Source organism: Vibrio hepatarius (genome assembly GCF_018860525.1).
In the GTDB taxonomy this organism is placed as follows: Bacteria; Pseudomonadota; Gammaproteobacteria; order Enterobacterales; family Vibrionaceae; genus Vibrio; species Vibrio hepatarius_B.
Map to the genome: position 1 here is coordinate 167,401 of NZ_JAHKPM010000008.1, position 19,213 is coordinate 186,613.

The following is a 19,213-nucleotide window of genomic DNA, read 5'->3' on the forward strand; positions in this document are numbered from 1 at the left end:
ACCCAAATCGCTAAATAGGATCAATAACGGTAACGCAAACGATTACCGCATCGATACCAAATTGAGCAATATTATAACAGTAATGGCTCTGTTGGACGAAAGGCCTTTCGACCAGCTGAAAATAACTTAAAAGACCAACCGCTTGTGATCATTCAACCATTTTGAACTGAATAGTTTGAGGTTTTTCTTGTCCGTGCCAATACATTCGTGCGCACACTGACTCCGCTAGCTGAATATAATAAGCAGCTTGCTCTGAATCGGGCCGAGCGACGACACTAGGACACCCATTATCGATATCTTGACGCAAAGAAATGTGTAGCGGTATCTGAGCCAATAAATCAAAGCCATATTCACTCGACATTTTTTGCGCGCCACCGACACCAAAAATGTCCTCCTTGCCACCACAATGACTGCAGATGTGGTAACTCATATTTTCCACTAAACCAATCACTGGCACCTGCACTTTCTCAAACATTGCCGCTCCCTTTCGGGCATCTGCAAGAGCAAGATCTTGTGGAGTAGTGACAATCACAGCTCCCGTAACGGGTATTTGTTGAGCTAAGGTCAACTGAATGTCCCCCGTCCCTGGTGGCATGTCTATCACAAGATAATCGAGTTCTGGCCACTGCGTTTCATTGAGTAATTGGGCTAAAGCTTTCGACGCCATAGGACCACGCCAGATAGCGGCCTCATCTTTAGAAACCAAGTAACCGATAGAATGGGTATAGATGCCATGAGCGAAAATAGGCTGCATCCATTTATCATCTCTTACTTGAGGTGATGCCCCCTGCTGACCCATCATGATAGGAACTGAAGGACCATAAATATCCGCATCTAGTAAGCCAACCTTTGCTCCCGACGTGGCAATTGCCAGTGCTAAGTTCACTGCTGTGGTTGATTTACCAACCCCACCCTTGGCTGAAGTAACGGCAATAATGTTCTTCACACCAGTCACCTGATGATCAACTTGTGTATGGAGCGGCTTAGGCACCGCTTTTATGTCACACTTAACTACCGAAACATGGCCACTTTGCTGCTGTAATTGAATCCAGTCAGATAGCATCTGCACTACTGATAGAGTCGCAAAAGGGAATGCAATGGTAAGTCTGCCCGAATCCAGAGTCACAATACCTGCAACAGAGGCCCACTGCGCAACCAAGCTTGAATGCTCAAACTGGTTGAGCCAACTACAAAAATCTTCTTTGCTAGATAATAGACGCATAGATCCTCCTTATGAGTCTAATCCTAGCATTGCTCGTTACAAGACTGAACCCCGAAAAAACTAAGATAATCACGCTGATGATACCTTGGAGTCACAATGTGGATAAGGTAGTATTAGGGTCAATTTTTAAATACCTATCAGAATAAGCGAATATTAAGTATGGCAAACGATCCAAGAAACCTTGATCCAAGGAAACTGCTGGTAACTTGTGCCCTTCCGTATGCTAACGGTTCGATCCATTTAGGTCATATGCTTGAACACATTCAGGCAGACATCTGGGTTCGCTACCAACGCCTACGTGGCAACACGGTAAACTTCATTTGTGCTGACGATGCCCACGGCACGCCAATCATGCTAAAAGCACAACAAATGGGTATTACACCAGAAGAAATGATCGCTGCCGTTAGTGAAGAACACCAGAAAGACTTTGCTGGCTTCGATATTAGCTTTGATAACTATCACAGCACTCATTCTGAAGAAAATAGACAACTAGCGTCACATATCTATCTTGAGTTAAAGAAAAATGGCTTCATTTCTAGCAGAACTATTTCACAACTCTTTGATCCAGAGAAAGAGATGTTTCTACCCGATCGCTTTGTAAAAGGCACTTGCCCGAAATGTAAGTCTGACGATCAGTATGGTGATAATTGTGATAGCTGCGGAGCAACGTATAGCACGACAGAGTTGATTGACCCTAAATCAGCCGTATCTGGTGCAACACCTGTCATGAAAGATTCTGAGCACTTCTTCTTTGATCTCCCCCAATTTGAAAGCATGCTTCAAGAGTGGACCCGCTCTGGTTCATTACAGACTGAAACCGCAAATAAAATGCAAGAGTGGTTTGAATCTGGTCTTCAACAGTGGGATATATCTCGTGATGCACCTTATTTCGGTTTTGAAATCCCAGGTGAAAAAGATAAATTCTTCTACGTGTGGCTAGACGCACCTATCGGTTATATGGGTTCGTTTAAAAACCTATGTGATAAACGTGAAGATCTAGATTTCAACGAATACTGGAAGAAAGACAGTACAACAGAGCTCTACCACTTTATTGGTAAAGATATTGTTTACTTCCACTCTCTGTTCTGGCCTGCAATGCTTGAAGGCAGTGGTTTTCGTAAACCAAATAATGTTTTCGTCCATGGTTACGTAACCGTAAACGGGGCGAAAATGTCTAAGTCAAAAGGCACATTTATTAAGGCAAGCACTTACCTAGATCACCTTGATCCTGAGTGCCTACGCTACTATTATGCAGCCAAGCTAAATAGTCGTATCGATGACCTAGACTTGAACCTTGAAGACTTTACTCAAAGAGTCAATGCTGACGTCGTCAATAAGATTGTTAACCTTGCCTCACGTAATGCCGGTTTTATCACTAAACGCTTTAAAGGTATGCTTTCAGACGAATTTGCAGAGCCTGAACTGTATGAAGAGTTTGTTGCTGCAGCCGATCGCATCGCAGAGCTATACGAAACGCGAGAATTTGGCCGTGCGATACGTGAGATCACAGCACTGGCAGATAAAGCAAACCAATATGTTGATGAGAAAGCACCATGGGTTGTAGCAAAAGAAGAAGGTAAGGACCAACACTTACAAGATATTTGCTCTGTCGGCATCAACTTATTCCGTGTACTCATTACTTACCTAAAACCTGTTATGCCAGCGCTAACTGCGCGCACAGAGGCTTTCCTCAACCAAGAGCTAACTTGGGATGGGATAACCAAGCCATTAACAGGCCATGAAATCACTAAATTCAAAGCACTTTTCAACCGTATCGACCCGAAAAAGGTTGAGTCTATGATTGAATCTTCTAAACAAGATGCTGAACTAGAAATGGCGGCTAAAGAGAAAGCTGAAGCAGCAAAGAATCGGGCAAGTCAAACTGAGCTTGATAAAGACCCTATTGTTGCAGAGATTGATTTTGATGCCTTTTCGGCTGTGGATATGCGTATCGCACGTATTATTTCTTGTGAAGAAGTACCGAAAGCGAACAAGTTACTTAAGTTCCAGTTGGATATTGGTGGTGAAACTCGCCAAGTCTTCTCTGGCATTAAGTCAGCATACAGACCTGAAGATCTAGAAGGTAAATTCACTGTGATGGTCGCCAACCTCAAACCTCGTAAGATGAAGTTTGGTATGTCAGAAGGCATGATTTTGGCTGCTGGACCAGGTGGAAGCGATCTTTGGATTCTAGAACCTCATGAAGGTGCTAAGCCAGGCATGCGTGTCATGTAAAATAAGTTCATGCAATAACTCTAAGCCCTGCTAAAAATAGCAGGGCTTTTTCGATGATATAGGACTCAAATCACTAAAAATACAAACAATGTCAAATATGAAACATAACACTTATAATTGCCTATGATAAAATTCGCTTCCTATTGTTTTACATAGAGAAGAAATACATTGAAAATCATAAGTATAGGTGACAATAATCCTTTCGCACCTCAAGAATTCGCTCAAGCTCTTCACCAATCAGGTTTTGTTGTGTTGACCGACACAGGCATTGAACAAGTAGAAATTGAAGGTTTGTATTCAAACTGGCTGAACTTTTTTTATCAAGCTGAGGAATCTAAGCAAGAGTTTCTATATAACAAAGAGACTGTCGCAGGTTTTATTCCTCGAACAGTGTCAGAAACGGCAAAAGGGTTTACGAAAAAAGATCTCAAGGAAGTTTTTCATTATTATGAAGATAAAGCGTGTCCCCCAGATCAACAAAAAAGAAGTGATGAAATAAGACACCGCCTGCTTAATTTATCTGCCAAACTACTCGGGTGGCTGAACAATCACCTGCCATCTGAAATAAAAGATGAACTCGACGAGCCATTAGATAGCATGGCAAAAGACTCGCCAAAAACCCTATTTAGAATGAACTATTATCCACCGTTGGATAACTTTTCTGATAGCGCAAAGCTCGGCGCACAACGAGCAGAATCACATGCAGATATCAACCTGATTACCTTACTACCCAATGTATCTAGTTCAGGTTTAGAAGCAAAAACCAGAGATGGAACGTGGACAGCGGTTCCTTATATTCCGAACAGTATCGTGATTAACGCTGGCGATATGCTTGCTATGCGTACCAACGATTTTTATCCCTCTTTCTATCATCGAGTAATACAGCCCTCTAACTCTACTGAAGAACGTATTTCTCTGGCCTTTTGTGTCCACCCTAAAGATGAATGCAGGCTTTCTGACCAATACACAGCCGACAGTTTTTTACAGCAACGCTACAAAGAACTTAAGGTGAAATAATTACTATGACACGCATGATGCCCCTGCTTGTTGCGGTTTTGATAGGCATTGCTTATCAGGTTTTTGTCGATATTTATTTAGTCGCTCTTCCTGATATACAAGAATCGTTGAACATGAGCTATCTCGCCGCTAATTCATCGCTAATCTTGTACCTTGGGGCTAATGCAACATTTTTGCTGCTAGCCGGTATTTTATCAGAGCAGTTAGGTCGAAAAAATATCATTATCGCCGGGTTGTGCATTAGTTTAGTAGGTACCGCGATTATACTTTCCATGCAACATTCTGTGGCCTTCTTAATTGGCCGCACACTTCAGGGAGTTGGTTTAAGTGCTTCTATTTTAGCAACCCCGGTCCTAATGGATAATTACAAGGGTAAACAACTTACCTACGGCTTTTTATGTTTCGAGTTTTTTTACTCAATTACACCCATTATTGCCCCATACATAGGAGCAACTATTACTTCGCACTATTCTTGGCAACATATTTTCACCATTTTATTCATATATCAATTAGTTACCCTACTATTTACTTTTAAGCTTAACAAACAAAATTTGGATAAAAAGAGAATAGGAAAAAAACGCAGATTGGTCATTTTTAGGCGAATATTAGCGAATAAAAAGTTCACTGTACTCACCGTTCTAATGGCTTTATTTTGGGGAGAAATGGTCATCGCTCATCTGCTCTCTCCATATATTTTTCAAAATGATTTCAACTATTCCACATATGAATATGGTTTATTCACATTAATTATGGGTGTTTTTTACGCTGTCGCCGCAATCAGTAATCTGCTTTTATTAAAATTCTATACAGAAGCACGTATTATATCTTTTTCAGTATGGGCCAATGCTATTTTAGCCGCTATATTCTTAGTCAAACAGTTGATACTTCCTCAATCAGAATGGGATATTAGTATTTACCTATGCCTGATGGCTATTTTCTGTGGGTTGTTTTTTATCAATGCAATGACCAGCTCATTAAGAATATTCGCCGACTATTACTCTGGATACGCAGCCGCATTACAAGGTTGTATATGCATTGGTTTCTGGAGCTTACTGAGTTTGGTCTGTTCACAAATTCAGCCCAATGAAATAGCACTAATTCTAATATTATCATCAATGGCAGCAGTGGCAACGACACTATTAATTAAAAAGCGTACCATCATTTTCTACGTCAAGCACGATCCTCATGAAGGGCTATCCTGCTGAACTAATCCGCTCACAATTTGAGTTTCCAAATTATAAAAATATGGCTTAAATACTAATATTTTTATTAAAATACTTCATGGAAAAATATAAAAATCCCTCACAAGCCATGGCTTATGAGGGATTTTTATATTTAGTCTGTTGCTTTGGTACTAAAGCATCTTACGCGCCGCTGCAACGACGACTTTAATTGAACGTGATTCTGTTTCTTTCAAAGTAGCATGATCAGGAGTTTCTTTTTGAGTACGATTGATAATAACCCCAGCTACACACCCCGCTTTTAAACCAGAAGTCGCACACATTGTTAACAAGGTGGCTGATTCCATTTCAAAGTTCAACACCCCCATATCTTGCCATTCTTTCATCGAACCTTGGAACCGCCTCACCACTCGACCCGAGAAAGTATCATAGCGCTCTTGCCCAGGATAAAAAGTATCACTAGAGGCGGTCACGCCCATATGAACTTGAGCACCAGACTCTTCAACTGCCGCTTTCATCGCCGTCGCCACAGAAAAATCCGCCACAGCCGGGAATTCCATTGGCGCAAAGTGTAGACTTGCACCATCTAGGCGAACCGAGCCTGTCGATACAATCATGTCACCAACATTCACATGTGGCTGGATAGCCCCCGTGGTGCCAACACGTAAAAAAGTATCGACACCAAGCTGAGCCAACTCTTCAACCGCTATTGACGTTGACGGGCCACCGATACCTGTTGAACACACAACAACAGGTTTGCCATCAAGCTCAGCACGATAAAGTGTGTACTCGCGATGACTGGCCAAAAAGACCGGATTTTCCATTTCTTCAGCAATTTTCTGAACGCGAGCAGGATCACCAGGAATAATGGCAAGCTTTGCGCCAACAAGATCATCTTGAGTGACTCCTAGGTGAAATACAGCTTGAGACATGCGGGGCTCCTTGTTTGACGAAATAGGCTGATTTCTATTGGCCTTTTCGCTCTATTCATTTGTTTGGGTACAGGCGTAATGTATCTAACTCGCCAGATAAAAATAATGACATCGATCACAAACATTGCTTGCATTATCATAAAAATTACAAATAAAATCGTTTTGCATCACATTTCAATAGTCACTAGAATAACTTAGTTGCATAAAAAACCTGAGAACGTGTCCCAGGCTTGATATGTAAAAAAGATGTCTATTATTTAGGCTTAAACTTAAGTAAGCGCAGTGCATTTAAGGTAACAATTGCTGTCGCACCACTATCGGCAAGTACCGCAACCCAAAGCCCAGTAATACCAAGCAAACTAGTCACCAAAAAGATACTTTTCAGTCCCAAAGCAAGAGCTATATTCTGGCGAATATTGTTAAGTGTGGCTCGAGACAGCTCAATCATTCCTGCTAATTCAATCAAGCGGTTATGGGTGATTGCTGCATCAGCAGTCTCAAGAGCAACATCTGTTCCTCCTCCCATCGCAATACCAATACTTGATGCTTTCATCGCCGGAGCATCATTTATGCCGTCTCCTACCATGGCGACGTTCGATGTCGATGATAAGTTTTCTACGTAAGTGACTTTATCCTGAGGTAATAAGCCCGCTTTAAAATCAATGTCTATCATTGAGCTTATCGCTTTGGCACTGCGTGCATTATCACCAGTTAGCATAATTGAGTTGATGCCAAGATTCTTAAGCGCTTTAATCGCTATTGCAGAATCGTCACGTAATGTGTCTTGCCAAGCAACCAGACCAATAACTGTAGTTTCTCCCCGAATAGCAACAACAACCGTTTTACCCTGGTCTTCCATTTTTCGAATATCTTCTACCACCTCAGAGGGCAACACAAAATTCAGCTTGCTTGGTGCAATAGCCTGATATACAACACCATTAACCAAGCCACGTACACCAAGACCAATCAAGGCTTGCTTGTCCGTTGCCTCAGGTACATCGATACCAGATGATTGCGCTTTCTTAACTAATGAAATAGCAAGTGGATGACTTGACCCCACTTCAATTGCCGCAATGCTTTTGAGCAATTCAGTGCCTTCAAACTTACCGACTGCAATAATATCTGTTACTTCCGGCTTTCCTTGAGTTAACGTCCCTGTTTTATCAAAAGCAACCGTTTCAATCTTACCCAATTGCTCAAGTGCCGCGCCTCCTTTAATTAGAGCCCCTCGCTTCGCAGCAGCAGCCAAACCAGAAGTAATCGCAGCTGGGGTGGAGATCACCAATGCACATGGGCAAGCAATGAGCAATAAAGCAAGCCCGCGGTAGACCCAAGTTTCCCAAGGCTGGGCAAAAAATAGTGGTGGAACAAGAATGACAAACAAGGATACCATCATCATCAGTGGCGTATACCAACGACTAAACTTGTCGAGAAAGCGCTCTAGTGGTGCTTTGCGCGATTCTGCTTCTTCTATAAGGTGTAAAATTCGGTCAATGGCATTTTCACCTTGCTTGGAAGTAATAACAAACCGTACGACTTTATCTACTGCCACAGCACCTGCCATCACAGAATCGTTATCAAAACGTTCAACAGGTATGGACTCACCTGTGAGTGCGCTTTCATCAAAACTGGCAGCTTGTCCGATCAACTGACCATCAGCTGGGAGCCTAGACCCAGGTGAAACCTCAATAATATCACCTGGCTGTAATTCACTTGCAGACACTTCGACACGTTGATCATTGACAATTTTAGTCGCCGTTTCAGGCACTAATTCCATCAGTGACTGCACTCCACTTCGAGCTCGTGAGGCAGCAAAAGCTTCTAACCGCTCGCCAATCATAAAGAGTAATAACACCATGGCCGCTTCTGCAGTCTCACCAAGATAAAGTGCCCCGATTGCCGCGACGCTCATCAAGGTTTCTATTGCAAAAGGTGTCCCTGATCTAGCCAATTGTAATGCTTTTTTACTGATGGGATAGAGACCCGCTAAACAGGTCAAGACAAACAGCCACTCACTAATCGTAGGTGAAAAAGGTTTAATAAAGGCAGCAACAACCATAGAAAATGCGATAGCTATGATAGCGGCATTTTGTTTAACAATCGTTTTCCAACCAGACTTTGATTGCGGCTTTGAAGAAGAGAGTACAGTACTAAAATTAAAACCAGACTTAATAATAGCTTGCTCAACCTGCGGAGCAACACTAGGACTCTCTGTTTTGACCACTAGCTTCTCAGTGGCAAATAGAACTTTAGCCTCTATAACGCCAGCGACCTTATTGACTGCGTTTTCAATTTTTTTTGCGCATGACGGACAATCCATGCCATTAATTTTCCAGCTATGGGTCACTTCTTGTGTTATGGAACTTCTGGGGTCACTTTCCTCATCAGCAGGATCAAGTCCAGCTGAACAACTATCCAAGTTGCAACAATCCGACTCCATACCATTGCTCCCTGAAATCTGTATTGTAGCCACTTTAGGGCTTGAGCAAGAAGCTGCATGTGCAGGCTTGAACGCGACTTTTTCTGAACGGCAGGCTTTATGTTTTGTGCACATAACTTTATCTCCATTGGATGTACACTCAAAGCATAAACCTTGGAGTAGACTCCAAGGTCAACTATTTTTTTCATTTGTTAACAACATTTCTTTTTGGCTAGCAACTTCATCAATTAAAACCGCATCATGGGTACAAAAAGGTTGCGAATTAATACTTGTAATAGAAGGGTCTTTGCCTTCTAACGCGACGAATTCACCTTTAATTAAATCGTTAATGTGCTTACGCAGTACAATAATTGCTAACACCCCAAATACAATCGAACCCACAGCTTGCCCATATAAGACACCAAGCGCGCCAAACCAATGTGACCCAAAATACACGAAAGGCAAGGTCCCGAGTGTCGCCTTACCTAAATTTAATGCTGTAGAATAAAAGGGTTTACCTAGATTATTGAATGACGTATTCGCCACAAACTGAGCGCCATTAAAAATGAAACTAAAAGCGACATAAGTACAAAAAGCAGAAACAATGATGGCTGCATCACCTTGTAAATTAAACCCTGTGATCACCAACGATTGGACGAAGTACAGCGAAATACAAACCACTACTGTATAAACCGTGGTGACAACCAAAGAATTCGTCAAGGTTTCACGAACTCGATCAAGCCTCTCAGCACCAAAGTTTTGGCCAATAATAGGCCCAACAGCACCTGACAGAGCAAAAAGTACCGCAAAACACACAGGGATAAGGCGTCCTATAACCGCATAACCTGCGACAAAGTCCTCTCCATACTTTGCAATAGACGTTGTGACAATCGCATTACCTATTGGCGTTGCAATATTCGTAATAATTGCTGGAACAGCGATGGTTAATATCGCCTTAAGACTATTACGCCAAGCGATTAACGAAGGAAAAGCAAGCAGGTTATGAGTACGAATTAGTGGGTATAGGGAGAAAAATAATACCGTGAACCGTGCGAATACTGTTGCCACAGCAGCACCTTCAACATTCCAGTCCAGAGCAAAGATAAAAATGGGGTCTAATATCGCATTAATTATCCCACCTGCTAAAGTCGCCCACATAGAGCGTTTTGCATCACCAGCAGCCCTTAAGCCTGCGCCCGCTGACATTGCAATCGCAATCACAGGCCCACTCGGAAGCAATATTTGCAAATACGCTTGAGCACGTTCCGCAACATAACCTTTCGCCCCAATGGCAGCGAGAAGTTCAGGAATAAACATAAACATCAAAGCGCTGATCACACTGCTGATAACAAATGCGGTAAGAATAATACTAGTGCTGAGTCTTCTAGCATGATCGCGTTGTTTTGCTCCAATAGCTTTAGATACTAAAGCTCCCATAGCTATCGAAGTACCTATCGAGATTGAAGTAGAAAAGAAAACCAATGTCCCAGCAAAACCAACTGCCGCAGCTAACTCAACCTGACCCAACATACTGATAAAAAGCATATCCAGCAAGTCAACCAAAAACAGAGCCATTAAACCGACAGAACCAGCCCCCGACATCACTAATATATGCCGCATAGTCGAACCTTCAACAAATTTAGCGCTCTGATTCTCCATGCCCAGCCTCAGTCGGTGTTGTCGGAATAATAAAAAGAGGCGCTGAACAGCGCCTCTTTATGTCACTAGATTCACTTTTTACTATACCGGATGTTTGAAGCAATCGTCTAGGTTCTTAGCAACCGCACGCAATACATCACGCCGAGTAATAATTCCAACCAACCTACCATTATCTATAACAGGGTAAACTTTAGGCTTACCTGATTTCATCATGTCGGCTAACTCAATAATCGACGTATCAGGCCCAACTGAAAGAACTTTTGAGTGCATACAATCAGAAACAATATGCGTATCTTGGCAGTAATAACTTACCTTAACCAGCTTATCAAGCAAATCATGTCCAGAGAGAAAACCAATAACTTCCTCTCTTTCATTAATCACTGGGCCACCGAGGTAACTAGATTTCAACATTTTTTCCAATGCAGCACTCAAAGACATCTCAGGCTTAAACGTTACCGCCTGCAAAGTCATGTAATCCTTCACTTTCAATGATTCCATTTGCGTCTCCTTAGCGTGCAAATCTCATCTTCTTAGTGTAATTGTTGTCTAATTTCTTGATTTTACTAAATTGAAATCAACAATTTTTCTAATAGCTCTGGCCTATCACATAAAAGTATCCATTCAATGAACGTTATGTCTACCTCAATAAAATAAGCATAAATCACGCTTACTCCACTGAATTTAAAGAGCTGCAATAGAATCACTATGAAAATTTATTGGCGTTGAAGCTTATTGGCTCTGAGGTGTACACCAAGTCCTTTGATGAGTCTCGACTTCAAATCAAGCCCAGAATCTGCACTGGATTTAAATTCTAAGTCCTTCCAGCGATTAGTATGAGCTTCCCACCAAGGGGCGGTTTGCTTCTCTAAGTAATCTTCTAAGCAGCCACGAGCAATATCAAACTTGTGCTCATTATCTTCGTCAGCTCGATATTCTGCCATAGTGTCAAAAAACGTTTGTTCTCGTTGAATAAGGTCCTGTTTTTGTGCTTCTGGGGCACGTTCAATCAACTCATTGAAGAAAAATTTCACTTCTTCTTTCATTAGGTGCTCTTCAGAACCAAGGAGAGAGAACATCTTTTTATACTGAGCTTTATTGTCAGTAAAGAATTGGTTCCATTCTGCATTATCAGTATTTAACTTAGCATCACGGTATAAACGATTAAATCGTACCATGGTAAAGGTAAGATCATCACTGGCGATTTTCTCACCGATTATCGTCGTTTTATTCTTGTTAATGCCAATATTTGCTCCCGCATGCACGCCTGCTGCAACCGTACCAGAGCCACCAACATTTGCATTCACCGATAGAGTTTTAGAGGAGCGAGTAAACTGTTTACGCCAATCTTTCTTGCCTTGGTAATCTTCGGCCTTACTATAATCTGGCTTAAAGAAACGAGTTGTGTGTGAGAATGAAACGCCAGCTCCGATATCAGGCGCAATATCAAGGTCTCCAGGTAACTCAATTCCCTGTTGAGCTATCGCTTCTTTAATTGTGGCTCCATTAACCAAACCTTGAAGTGAGCTTGCTACAGCACCGGTTAAAACAACATCAATATAACGACCTTCACGAATTCTACTAGGGTGAATACGCTGACGCTCGACTATATCCAACTGACCTTTGAATGGACCAGCGGTGATTGAGAAACTAGACCGAGTATCGGCTACCTGCAAATAGATTTCTTGCTCAAACGTGGCAATTTTGTCCAGCCTTGATTTGGAATAATCAATGGAAGGATTCTGTACTAGGACACCTGTTTGACCAATTAAGTTTGATAATTCTTGTTCTCTGCTTGAGTTTATTCCAGAGACTAGATGTTTGTTTGGCATTATTGTACTAGCAAAAAGTGCATGAGAGGCAGATGCAAACTGTAAAAACTGATGCCGTCCAATCGCTCCCCAGCGATTTTCAATTGCATGTTTTTGGTCTCGTAACGCTTTTAATTCAGATTTTTTAGCACTACCAGATGACTTAAAATAGTCGTATTTTTGAACTGCTTCATAGTAGTCACTTACTTCTCTTTTTAACAAGTTCAGCCCCCCAATGGCCGCTTTGGGGTCATTACTAGTTGCTAATATTTGTTTTGCATGGTGAGTGAAATTATCCGGTAGTTCATCTAACTTGGCTTTGTTTTTCAGCACAACATCAGCCAGCTGGTTTGGTACGAATTCGTAGATATCTGTGGTGCTTTTCGAACGACTAGCACCAAATCCACCACCAAAGTTAACATCGAGAGCGCCAACATTGAAAGAGGTACCCGCATTTACTGACACCCCGACATCACCAGCCTTTGTCGTATAAAAACCTGTAAGTGGCTTGGTTCTCTCTGGAGCGGGTGCATTAACATTAGCATTAATCTTCAAGGCAGATTTCAATAAATCATTAAGCCTATGCTGGCTATTAGAAGCTAATTGCTTTTGTTTTTTTAGCGCTTCGGTTTTTTTCGCATCGGGTCCATTTTGTGCAATATAATCTTTTGAGTTGTTCCATTCCTTAAAGTAGGTCAGATTTCCCTGCCCTGAAGCGTTAACTTGCGCATTTAGACCAACTGTTTTCGATAGATTAGCCTGTAAGCCAGCTTTCAAACCGGCACTCACCCCATGACTTTTTTCCTCAAACACTAGCCCTTCATCATCTGAATTAAATCGTCTTTCAGTTGACAAACCCCATGATAAGTCAGCAAAAGGACCTACTTTAACGTCAGTCCCCGGTACTGCCAATAAACTTGCTCCTGCATTCACACCAGCACTATATGTCGTTGCTTTACCTGCCCCAGGCTTACCTAGTTCTAGATATTCTGCTAACTGTTTAGATTGCAACTTCTCATGCTTTATTTGCATCCAATCACATTTAGTATGCTGAGTCAGAATGGTACATAACTCTTTTAGCTCGCCTTGAGGTAATTGCTTAGCCAGCTTTTTAAATGCGACATGCACTTGTTTTGTATCTTGATAAGATAAATGACCGTCTCTACCCTGATATTTTTTTAGCGTCGGTTCTAGTTGTGTCTCCAGAATACCTATTGCTTTCTGATAGCTAACCGGTGACTTCGCCATTTCTTTAGCAAATGCATGTTGAATGGTTTTGATGTCTTTTGCTATAACACGACGCTCTGGCGTACTGCCTTTACCTTTATCTAGGCTACTTAATTGAACCTCAGGTAGCGTATTATTGTCAGCGGTTGTTAACGTGGTTAGAGTCGGCGCACTATTTGACCGTGATAGACGGATAGTCTTGTTCGGTTTACAATCTTGTAAAGAAACACTTGCCGCTCGATGGCGTTTATTTGGGCTTTTATCAGACTGAGTAGAGCCAATTACCTGGGTAACATTTTTAATATTTCTTCCCACTTCCTGCCAAACATTTTTGGGTGGTGATGAATTGGCAGGACTAGTACTCTCACTTCTATTAAGGTTAACAATTGCGCTTGTTCTCATAGTAATACAACCCTCATCTTCAGGTTACAAAACACTAACTAATCCAAAATAAAAACGACTTATATCAATTCGATAGTCAGGTGTGGTGAAATAACATGCTATTCATACAACCATATAATGAATAAAAATGCACCTCGATATGTTAATGCATTGTTTCAACTGTTAAGTTGAGCTGCATTTCATAAGTTTTCCAAGATTTTCACAACCAAAATAATGACTTATTTGATAAAAGTGTACATAAAAAGTTTATTTTAAGTTAAATGAAACGGCATAAAATAAAAACCACTCAATAAAAATATGATAAGTGACTAGTTCTTGAATATGAGAATTTAATTTTACTTGTCAAATTAATACTTAAGAGAAAGAAAATAACCATGCAGCGTTAATAAAGTATTAACATAATATATAGAGCTTTTATTCAGTTTAAGAAAACATCGGCATATAGTAGAAGTTCGTATCAGGGAGGATGTTTGAAATAGGGATGTAAAATTGGCCGTTGTATTTTTTCTCCTCAGTGTTTGTCTTTGATTTAATGGATACATTCTCACTCAGCAAAATACTATCTGAATCTATTGACCATTATCCTTGGTGTCACGAACTGCCAACCAACTACTAAATAGTGAAACACAACAAGGAACACAGTACGTCAGTATTGCTTTAAGCCAGTTGAAAGAACTATCGCCCACAAATGAGTCATATTGGTTGATAATATTAAGTAATGTTCCCACCACAATAGCGATCAGTATGGCCCGTTTTATAATCTGCCTATTCATAATAGCTCCTTTAAAACAACTCATTACGGCTATATCGACAAACGGACCCTAGGCGATCACTCCCAGCGCTGAGCAGAAAGCGTGTCAGTATGTCTCGATTCAATCCACCGAGACGCTCCATCCGTGCGCTCTTTTTTCCAAAAAGGCGCCTTAGTTTTAAGGTAATCCATTATGAATTCACATGCTTCAAATCCGTCTCCTCGATGAGCACTTGACACACCGACAAATACTATTTGATCGCCAACTTCAAGATCGCCAACACGGTGAATAACACGAATACTGAAAAGGGGCCACCTTTGTTCTGCTTGATCACAAATCGCCACCAGCGCCTTTTCTGTCATTCCTGGATAATGCTCAAGAGATAAGCCAGTCACATTTTTGCCAAGATTCATATCACGCACCTTTCCTACAAATGTCACAATAGCACCGGTAGCGCTATCCCCGGCGAGCATTTGATATTCATTTCCAACTGAAAAGTCTTCATATTGTACTGACACACGTTCCATTTATCCTCCTGTAACCGGAGGGAAAAAAGCAACTTCATCACCCTCATTCAGAGGGTGTTCAAGTGAGACAATTGACTGATTAACAGCTGCAAGCAATTTACTTGGATCTAACGCCAAATCCCACTTCCCTTTTTGAGTAGCAAGACTCGCTCGCAATGCTTCCACTGTTTCAAAACAGGGTTCCACTTCTAACTTTTCAGTACCAACTAATTCCCGAGTTTGAGCAAAAAACAAAACCTTTATCATGCTATTACCTTGAATGTGCCTGACTTACCGCCTGTTTTTTCTAGTAAACGAACCTGACCAATAACCATATCTTTTTGTACGGCTTTGCACATGTCATAGATGGTTAAAGCCGCAACAGAAACTGCTGTCAACGCTTCCATCTCAACACCAGTTTTACCTGCTAATTTACACATGGACTCAATACGTACCACACTTTCTGTCTCAATTGTTTCAATCTGCACTTCAACTTTTGACAATAAAAGCGGGTGGCATAGAGGGATCAGATCCCAAGTTCTTTTCGCCGCTTGAATACCGGCTATACGAGCCGTTGCGAACACATCACCCTTGGTATGTTGACCAGAAATAATTAACTCTAGTGTTTCCGGCAACATATAGACTAATGCCTCTGCACGTGCCTCTCTCACCGTTGATGTTTTTTCAGAAACATCAACCATGTTAGCTTCACCACAAGCATTAATATGGGTTAGCTCACTCATAAAGACTCCTTATTCACCTATATGTGGCATAAAGTTGCAAGGCCGGTGCCGTGCATCCAACTGTGGCTCAATAATATTGCTCCACCCAGTGCGACAAGCGCCTGTTGAACCTGGCATAGCGAAAATGACAGTATGATTAGCAAATCCACCCACAGCACGCGATTGAATCGTTGAAGTGCCTATTTCTTGATAAGATACGTGGCGAAACAACTCACCAAAGCCTTCTATCTTCTTATCAAACAATGGGATCAGTGCTTCAGGTGTACTATCTCGAGAAGTAAAGCCCGTCCCTCCGGTGACCATTACCACTTGTACACTCGAATCTGCAATCCACTGCGACACTATGGCGCGAATCTTATACTTATCATCGATGACTATTTGCTTATCTATAACCTCATGCCCAGCATGAATAGCACTCTCGACAAGATAGGCACCAGAAGTATCGTTTTCTTCTGTGCGTGTATCAGATACTGTCAATACAGCGATATTAGCTGGTTGAAATTTACTCTCCGCGTGTCCCATTAGCCCACCTATTTATTCTAAAATTGTTATTCAACCAAACATTCCGTTTGGTTAAGCCTGAAATGATTGCAAAGGTAAAAACGTTCAGCCGCCAATAGACGCTAGGTTCGGTGTCATGCCCGAATTTCCATCATGAAGAAAATGACTGACAGCCTTAGTCTGTAAATGGCTTTGGATACGTTCTATTAATGGCACCTGCTGAGAATCTTGCTGCAATAAGTCGCGCAGATCAATACCATGTTCGCCAAACAAACATAGATGAAGCTTTCCTTTTGCTGACACTCGCAAGCGGTTGCAGCTTGAGCAAAAACCTCTTTCATAAGGCATAATCAAGCCTACCTCTCCTTGATAATCAGGATGATAATACACCTGAGCAGGTCCATCGTAATTCGCGCGCTCCTTTTGCAGCCAGCCATTTGCAATTAATAGATTACGAATTGATACTCCCGATACATGATGCTCATGGAATAACTGGTCCATCTCGCCAGTCTGCATCAATTCGATAAAGCGCAGCTGTATTGGCCTACCTTTAATCCACTGTAAAAAACTTGGCAACGATTGAGAATTCATACCTTTAAGTAACACTACATTGACTTTAATCTGCTGGAAGCCAATTTCAAATGCACGATCAATCCCTGAAAGCACATCATGAAGCTTATTTTCACCTGTAATTTGATAAAACATTCGAGGATCAATACTGTCCATACTTACATTGATATTGGTAAGCCCGGCTAACCTCCAGTTTTCAACCTGCTTTTTCATCCGGTAACCATTAGTGGTCATCGCAACACGAGTAATCCCCTCTGTTTGTGCCACAGTTTGGATAATGTCTGTAAAATCTTTACGTAAGCTTGGCTCACCACCAGTGAGACGTACTTTAGAAGTCCCACAACTAGCAAACGCATCTGCAATGCGCTGAATCTCAGAGAGAGTTAAAAATGTGTTACTTTTCCCCGAAGGTTTATAACCATCAGGAAGGCAATATTGACATTTAAAATTACAAACATCGGTCACCGAAAGACGCAAATAATAGAATTTGCGCTGAAATCTATCTTCAAAATGTTGTGCCATGGAACACCTTTCCAAATACGGGAGGCATAATCATTTCTAGTCATGCCCTGGTGACAACATGTCACTGGCTTAGCGCGCCTATTCTTAATGAACTTAGCTCGGTAAACTCGGAGTTATGGCAACTGCTTTATGACTCAAGGCCGACAGCAGTAGCTAACAATAAAATACTGAATATCTATGTCTGTTTCTACCCTAAGGAGAATAAAATTTTAACCGAACACTTAAATACGCCATATTGAGTACTTTAAGTGAATCAATTATTCTAGATTGTAGATAAAGATGAAAAACTAAGAATACGCTAAATGACTTTGTATAAAGAAAAGCATGTGGTTGCTATCGGGGGCGGACATGGCCTAGGACGTATACTCTCAGCCTTAAAGGATTTTGGAGAAAACGCTACTGGCATAGTTGCAACAACGGATAACGGTGGGTCAACAGGCAGAATTCGTCACTGTCAAGGCGGCATAGCTTGGGGAGACACTCGCAATTGTATTAACCAGCTGATTACCTCTCCTTCTATAAGTTCAATGATGTTCGAATATCGTTTCAAAGGTGCAGGTGAACTGGATGGACATAATTTAGGCAATTTAATGTTAACCGCACTCGACAACCTCTCGGTGCGCCCATTAGATGCGATTAATTTGATACGAAATATACTAAAAGTTGATATCAATATTATTCCAATGACAGAGCATCCTTCAGACCTAAAAGCACTCGCCAAAAACGGTCAATGGGTAACAGGGGAAACCAGTGTCGACGAAATGGCTGAGAGACTCGTTCGGCTAGACCTTTGGCCAGAAGTTCCAGCGACCAGCGAGGGTGTACTTGCCATCGAGCAAGCTGACGCTATTATTCTTGGACCCGGCAGCTTTCTAACCAGTATCATGCCTCCATTGCTTCTGCCCGAAATTGGTCGTGCCATAGAAGTTAATTCAGACGCAAAACTCATATTTATTGAGAATCTATCACCTGAATCTGGACCGGCAGGTAAAATGAGCTTAAAAGAAAAGCTGGAATGGTGCGAAAGAGCCTGTCGAGGACGAAAAATAGATATCATTGTGGGAGAAGGAAAACACCCAGAGTTAAGCAACTGGAACTGTTTTACGACCTCACTCGCCTCCCCTAACCGAGAATGGCGACACGACAGGGATAAACTTCAATCCGTTATTGAATCATTACTTATCGAGTAAGGTTTTATAGCGCTGCTGTGTTTCATACAGTAGCGCTATCATCTTCTCTTGCTCTTCTGTAACATCAAGTACTTCATCAAGTTTTGATTTTGCATCAATTTCTATCGCAAAAGCACACAGAGATTCAGCTCCGAAGCTAGCGGCACTACTTTTTAATGCGTGGCTAATTTCTTTTAAATACGCTTCTTGGTCTCTATCGTCATCATTAAGAGCATCTATGTACTGAGTCATTTCATTAAGAAATATGTCGAGTAATATAGGGACATTGCTGGCACCAATTTCACTCGCCAGTTGGTCTAGCTTATGTTTGTTAAGTAATTCCATTCT

The 19,213-nt window shown here is 41.5% G+C and carries 17 protein-coding genes and 1 riboswitch; of the genes, 4 read left to right on the forward strand and 13 right to left on the reverse strand.

Annotated features, from left to right (window positions below):
• Positions 1-148: 148 nt before the first annotated feature.
• The gene (apbC, locus tag KO511_RS02150; RefSeq protein WP_215985846.1) at positions 149-1,222 is read right to left on the reverse strand and encodes an iron-sulfur cluster carrier protein ApbC; all 1,074 of its coding nucleotides are present in this window, start codon (positions 1,220-1,222) and stop codon (positions 149-151) included.
• A gap of 159 nt (positions 1,223-1,381) precedes the next feature.
• Here apbC and metG point away from each other — a divergent pair, with 159 nt between their 5' ends.
• From metG to KO511_RS02165, 3 genes are all read left to right on the forward strand, one after another.
• On the forward strand, positions 1,382-3,457 hold the full coding sequence (gene metG / locus KO511_RS02155) for a methionine--tRNA ligase (protein ID WP_215985847.1): 2,076 nt from the start codon (positions 1,382-1,384) through the stop codon (positions 3,455-3,457).
• Between the two features lie 168 nt (positions 3,458-3,625).
• Complete coding sequence (locus KO511_RS02160; protein WP_215985848.1) at positions 3,626-4,474, forward strand: 2OG-Fe(II) oxygenase family protein; 849 nt, start codon at positions 3,626-3,628, stop codon at positions 4,472-4,474.
• A 5-nt stretch (positions 4,475-4,479) separates the two neighbouring features.
• Positions 4,480-5,679 carry an MFS transporter gene (locus KO511_RS02165; protein WP_215985849.1) on the forward strand — a complete coding sequence of 400 codons (1,200 nt, stop codon included), beginning with the start codon at positions 4,480-4,482 and terminating at the stop codon, positions 5,677-5,679.
• 149 nt (positions 5,680-5,828) lie between these two features.
• On the opposite strand, the gene udp is transcribed toward KO511_RS02165, so the two are convergent.
• The 11 genes from udp to moaA form a co-directional block, all read right to left on the reverse strand.
• Positions 5,829-6,587, reverse strand: a complete 759-nt coding sequence (gene udp, locus KO511_RS02170) for a uridine phosphorylase (RefSeq protein WP_215985850.1) — start codon at positions 6,585-6,587, stop codon at positions 5,829-5,831.
• 253 nt (positions 6,588-6,840) lie between these two features.
• Entirely contained in the window at positions 6,841-9,141 is a 2,301-nt protein-coding gene (locus KO511_RS02175; protein ID WP_215985851.1) for a zinc/cadmium/mercury/lead-transporting ATPase, read from the reverse strand.
• A gap of 57 nt (positions 9,142-9,198) precedes the next feature.
• A complete protein-coding gene (locus tag KO511_RS02180) occupies positions 9,199-10,665 on the reverse strand; it encodes an MATE family efflux transporter (protein ID WP_215985852.1) in 1,467 nt (488 codons plus the stop codon).
• An 81-nt stretch (positions 10,666-10,746) separates the two neighbouring features.
• The gene (locus KO511_RS02185; RefSeq protein ID WP_215985853.1) at positions 10,747-11,163 is read right to left on the reverse strand and encodes a CBS domain-containing protein; all 417 of its coding nucleotides are present in this window, start codon (positions 11,161-11,163) and stop codon (positions 10,747-10,749) included.
• 215 nt (positions 11,164-11,378) lie between these two features.
• Positions 11,379-14,102, reverse strand: coding sequence for a hypothetical protein (locus tag KO511_RS02190; protein WP_215985854.1), 2,724 nt, complete (start codon positions 14,100-14,102; stop codon positions 11,379-11,381).
• 569 nt (positions 14,103-14,671) lie between these two features.
• A complete protein-coding gene (gene nrtS, locus KO511_RS02195) occupies positions 14,672-14,875 on the reverse strand; it encodes a nitrate/nitrite transporter NrtS (protein ID WP_215985855.1) in 204 nt (67 codons plus the stop codon).
• 56 nt (positions 14,876-14,931) lie between these two features.
• Positions 14,932-15,381, reverse strand: a complete 450-nt coding sequence (gene moaE, locus KO511_RS02200; RefSeq protein ID WP_215985856.1) for a molybdopterin synthase catalytic subunit MoaE — start codon at positions 15,379-15,381, stop codon at positions 14,932-14,934.
• Positions 15,382-15,627, reverse strand: a complete 246-nt coding sequence (gene moaD, locus KO511_RS02205) for a molybdopterin synthase sulfur carrier subunit (RefSeq protein WP_215985857.1) — start codon at positions 15,625-15,627, stop codon at positions 15,382-15,384.
• Positions 15,624-16,103, reverse strand: a complete 480-nt coding sequence (moaC, locus tag KO511_RS02210; protein ID WP_215985858.1) for a cyclic pyranopterin monophosphate synthase MoaC — start codon at positions 16,101-16,103, stop codon at positions 15,624-15,626. Before moaC ends, moaD begins: the two co-directional genes overlap by 4 nt.
• A 9-nt stretch (positions 16,104-16,112) precedes the next feature.
• Entirely contained in the window at positions 16,113-16,625 is a 513-nt protein-coding gene (gene moaB / locus KO511_RS02215; protein ID WP_215985859.1) for a molybdenum cofactor biosynthesis protein B, read from the reverse strand.
• 84 nt (positions 16,626-16,709) lie between these two features.
• Complete coding sequence (moaA, locus tag KO511_RS02220; RefSeq protein WP_215985860.1) at positions 16,710-17,696, reverse strand: GTP 3',8-cyclase MoaA; 987 nt, start codon at positions 17,694-17,696, stop codon at positions 16,710-16,712.
• Positions 17,685-17,819: riboswitch (molybdenum cofactor riboswitch) on the reverse strand. It overlaps the preceding gene by 12 nt.
• A 179-nt stretch (positions 17,820-17,998) precedes the next feature.
• Here moaA and yvcK point away from each other — a divergent pair.
• Positions 17,999-18,886, forward strand: coding sequence for a uridine diphosphate-N-acetylglucosamine-binding protein YvcK (yvcK, locus tag KO511_RS02225; protein WP_215985861.1), 888 nt, complete (start codon positions 17,999-18,001; stop codon positions 18,884-18,886).
• Here yvcK and luxU read toward each other — a convergent pair.
• Positions 18,872-19,210: a quorum-sensing phosphorelay protein LuxU gene (gene luxU / locus KO511_RS02230; RefSeq protein WP_171359885.1), complete on the reverse strand. Its 339-nt coding sequence runs from the start codon at positions 19,208-19,210 to the stop codon at positions 18,872-18,874. The two genes, yvcK and luxU, sit on opposite strands and share 15 nt — an antisense overlap.
• Between the last annotated feature and the right edge of the window lie 3 nt (positions 19,211-19,213).

Bases quoted from the DNA above. Each gene is read 5' to 3' on its own strand.
- moaA (WP_215985860.1), bottom strand. From the start codon at position 17,696: ATGGCACAACATTTTGAAGATAGATTTCAGCGCAAATTCTATTATTTG.
- apbC (WP_215985846.1), bottom strand. From the start codon at position 1,222: ATGCGTCTATTATCTAGCAAAGAAGATTTTTGTAGTTGGCTCAACCAG.
- moaE (WP_215985856.1), bottom strand. From the start codon at position 15,381: ATGGAACGTGTGTCAGTACAATATGAAGACTTTTCAGTTGGAAATGAA.
- KO511_RS02185 (WP_215985853.1), bottom strand. From the start codon at position 11,163: ATGGAATCATTGAAAGTGAAGGATTACATGACTTTGCAGGCGGTAACG.
- luxU (WP_171359885.1), bottom strand. From the start codon at position 19,210: ATGGAATTACTTAACAAACATAAGCTAGACCAACTGGCGAGTGAAATT.
- moaC (WP_215985858.1), bottom strand. From the start codon at position 16,103: ATGAGTGAGCTAACCCATATTAATGCTTGTGGTGAAGCTAACATGGTT.
- nrtS (WP_215985855.1), bottom strand. From the start codon at position 14,875: ATGAATAGGCAGATTATAAAACGGGCCATACTGATCGCTATTGTGGTG.
- moaB (WP_215985859.1), bottom strand. From the start codon at position 16,625: ATGGGACACGCGGAGAGTAAATTTCAACCAGCTAATATCGCTGTATTG.
- KO511_RS02190 (WP_215985854.1), bottom strand. From the start codon at position 14,102: ATGAGAACAAGCGCAATTGTTAACCTTAATAGAAGTGAGAGTACTAGT.
- KO511_RS02175 (WP_215985851.1), bottom strand. From the start codon at position 9,141: ATGTGCACAAAACATAAAGCCTGCCGTTCAGAAAAAGTCGCGTTCAAG.
- KO511_RS02180 (WP_215985852.1), bottom strand. From the start codon at position 10,665: ATGGAGAATCAGAGCGCTAAATTTGTTGAAGGTTCGACTATGCGGCAT.
- moaD (WP_215985857.1), bottom strand. From the start codon at position 15,627: ATGATAAAGGTTTTGTTTTTTGCTCAAACTCGGGAATTAGTTGGTACT.
- yvcK (WP_215985861.1), top strand. From the start codon at position 17,999: ATGACTTTGTATAAAGAAAAGCATGTGGTTGCTATCGGGGGCGGACAT.
- KO511_RS02165 (WP_215985849.1), top strand. From the start codon at position 4,480: ATGACACGCATGATGCCCCTGCTTGTTGCGGTTTTGATAGGCATTGCT.
- udp (WP_215985850.1), bottom strand. From the start codon at position 6,587: ATGTCTCAAGCTGTATTTCACCTAGGAGTCACTCAAGATGATCTTGTT.
- metG (WP_215985847.1), top strand. From the start codon at position 1,382: ATGGCAAACGATCCAAGAAACCTTGATCCAAGGAAACTGCTGGTAACT.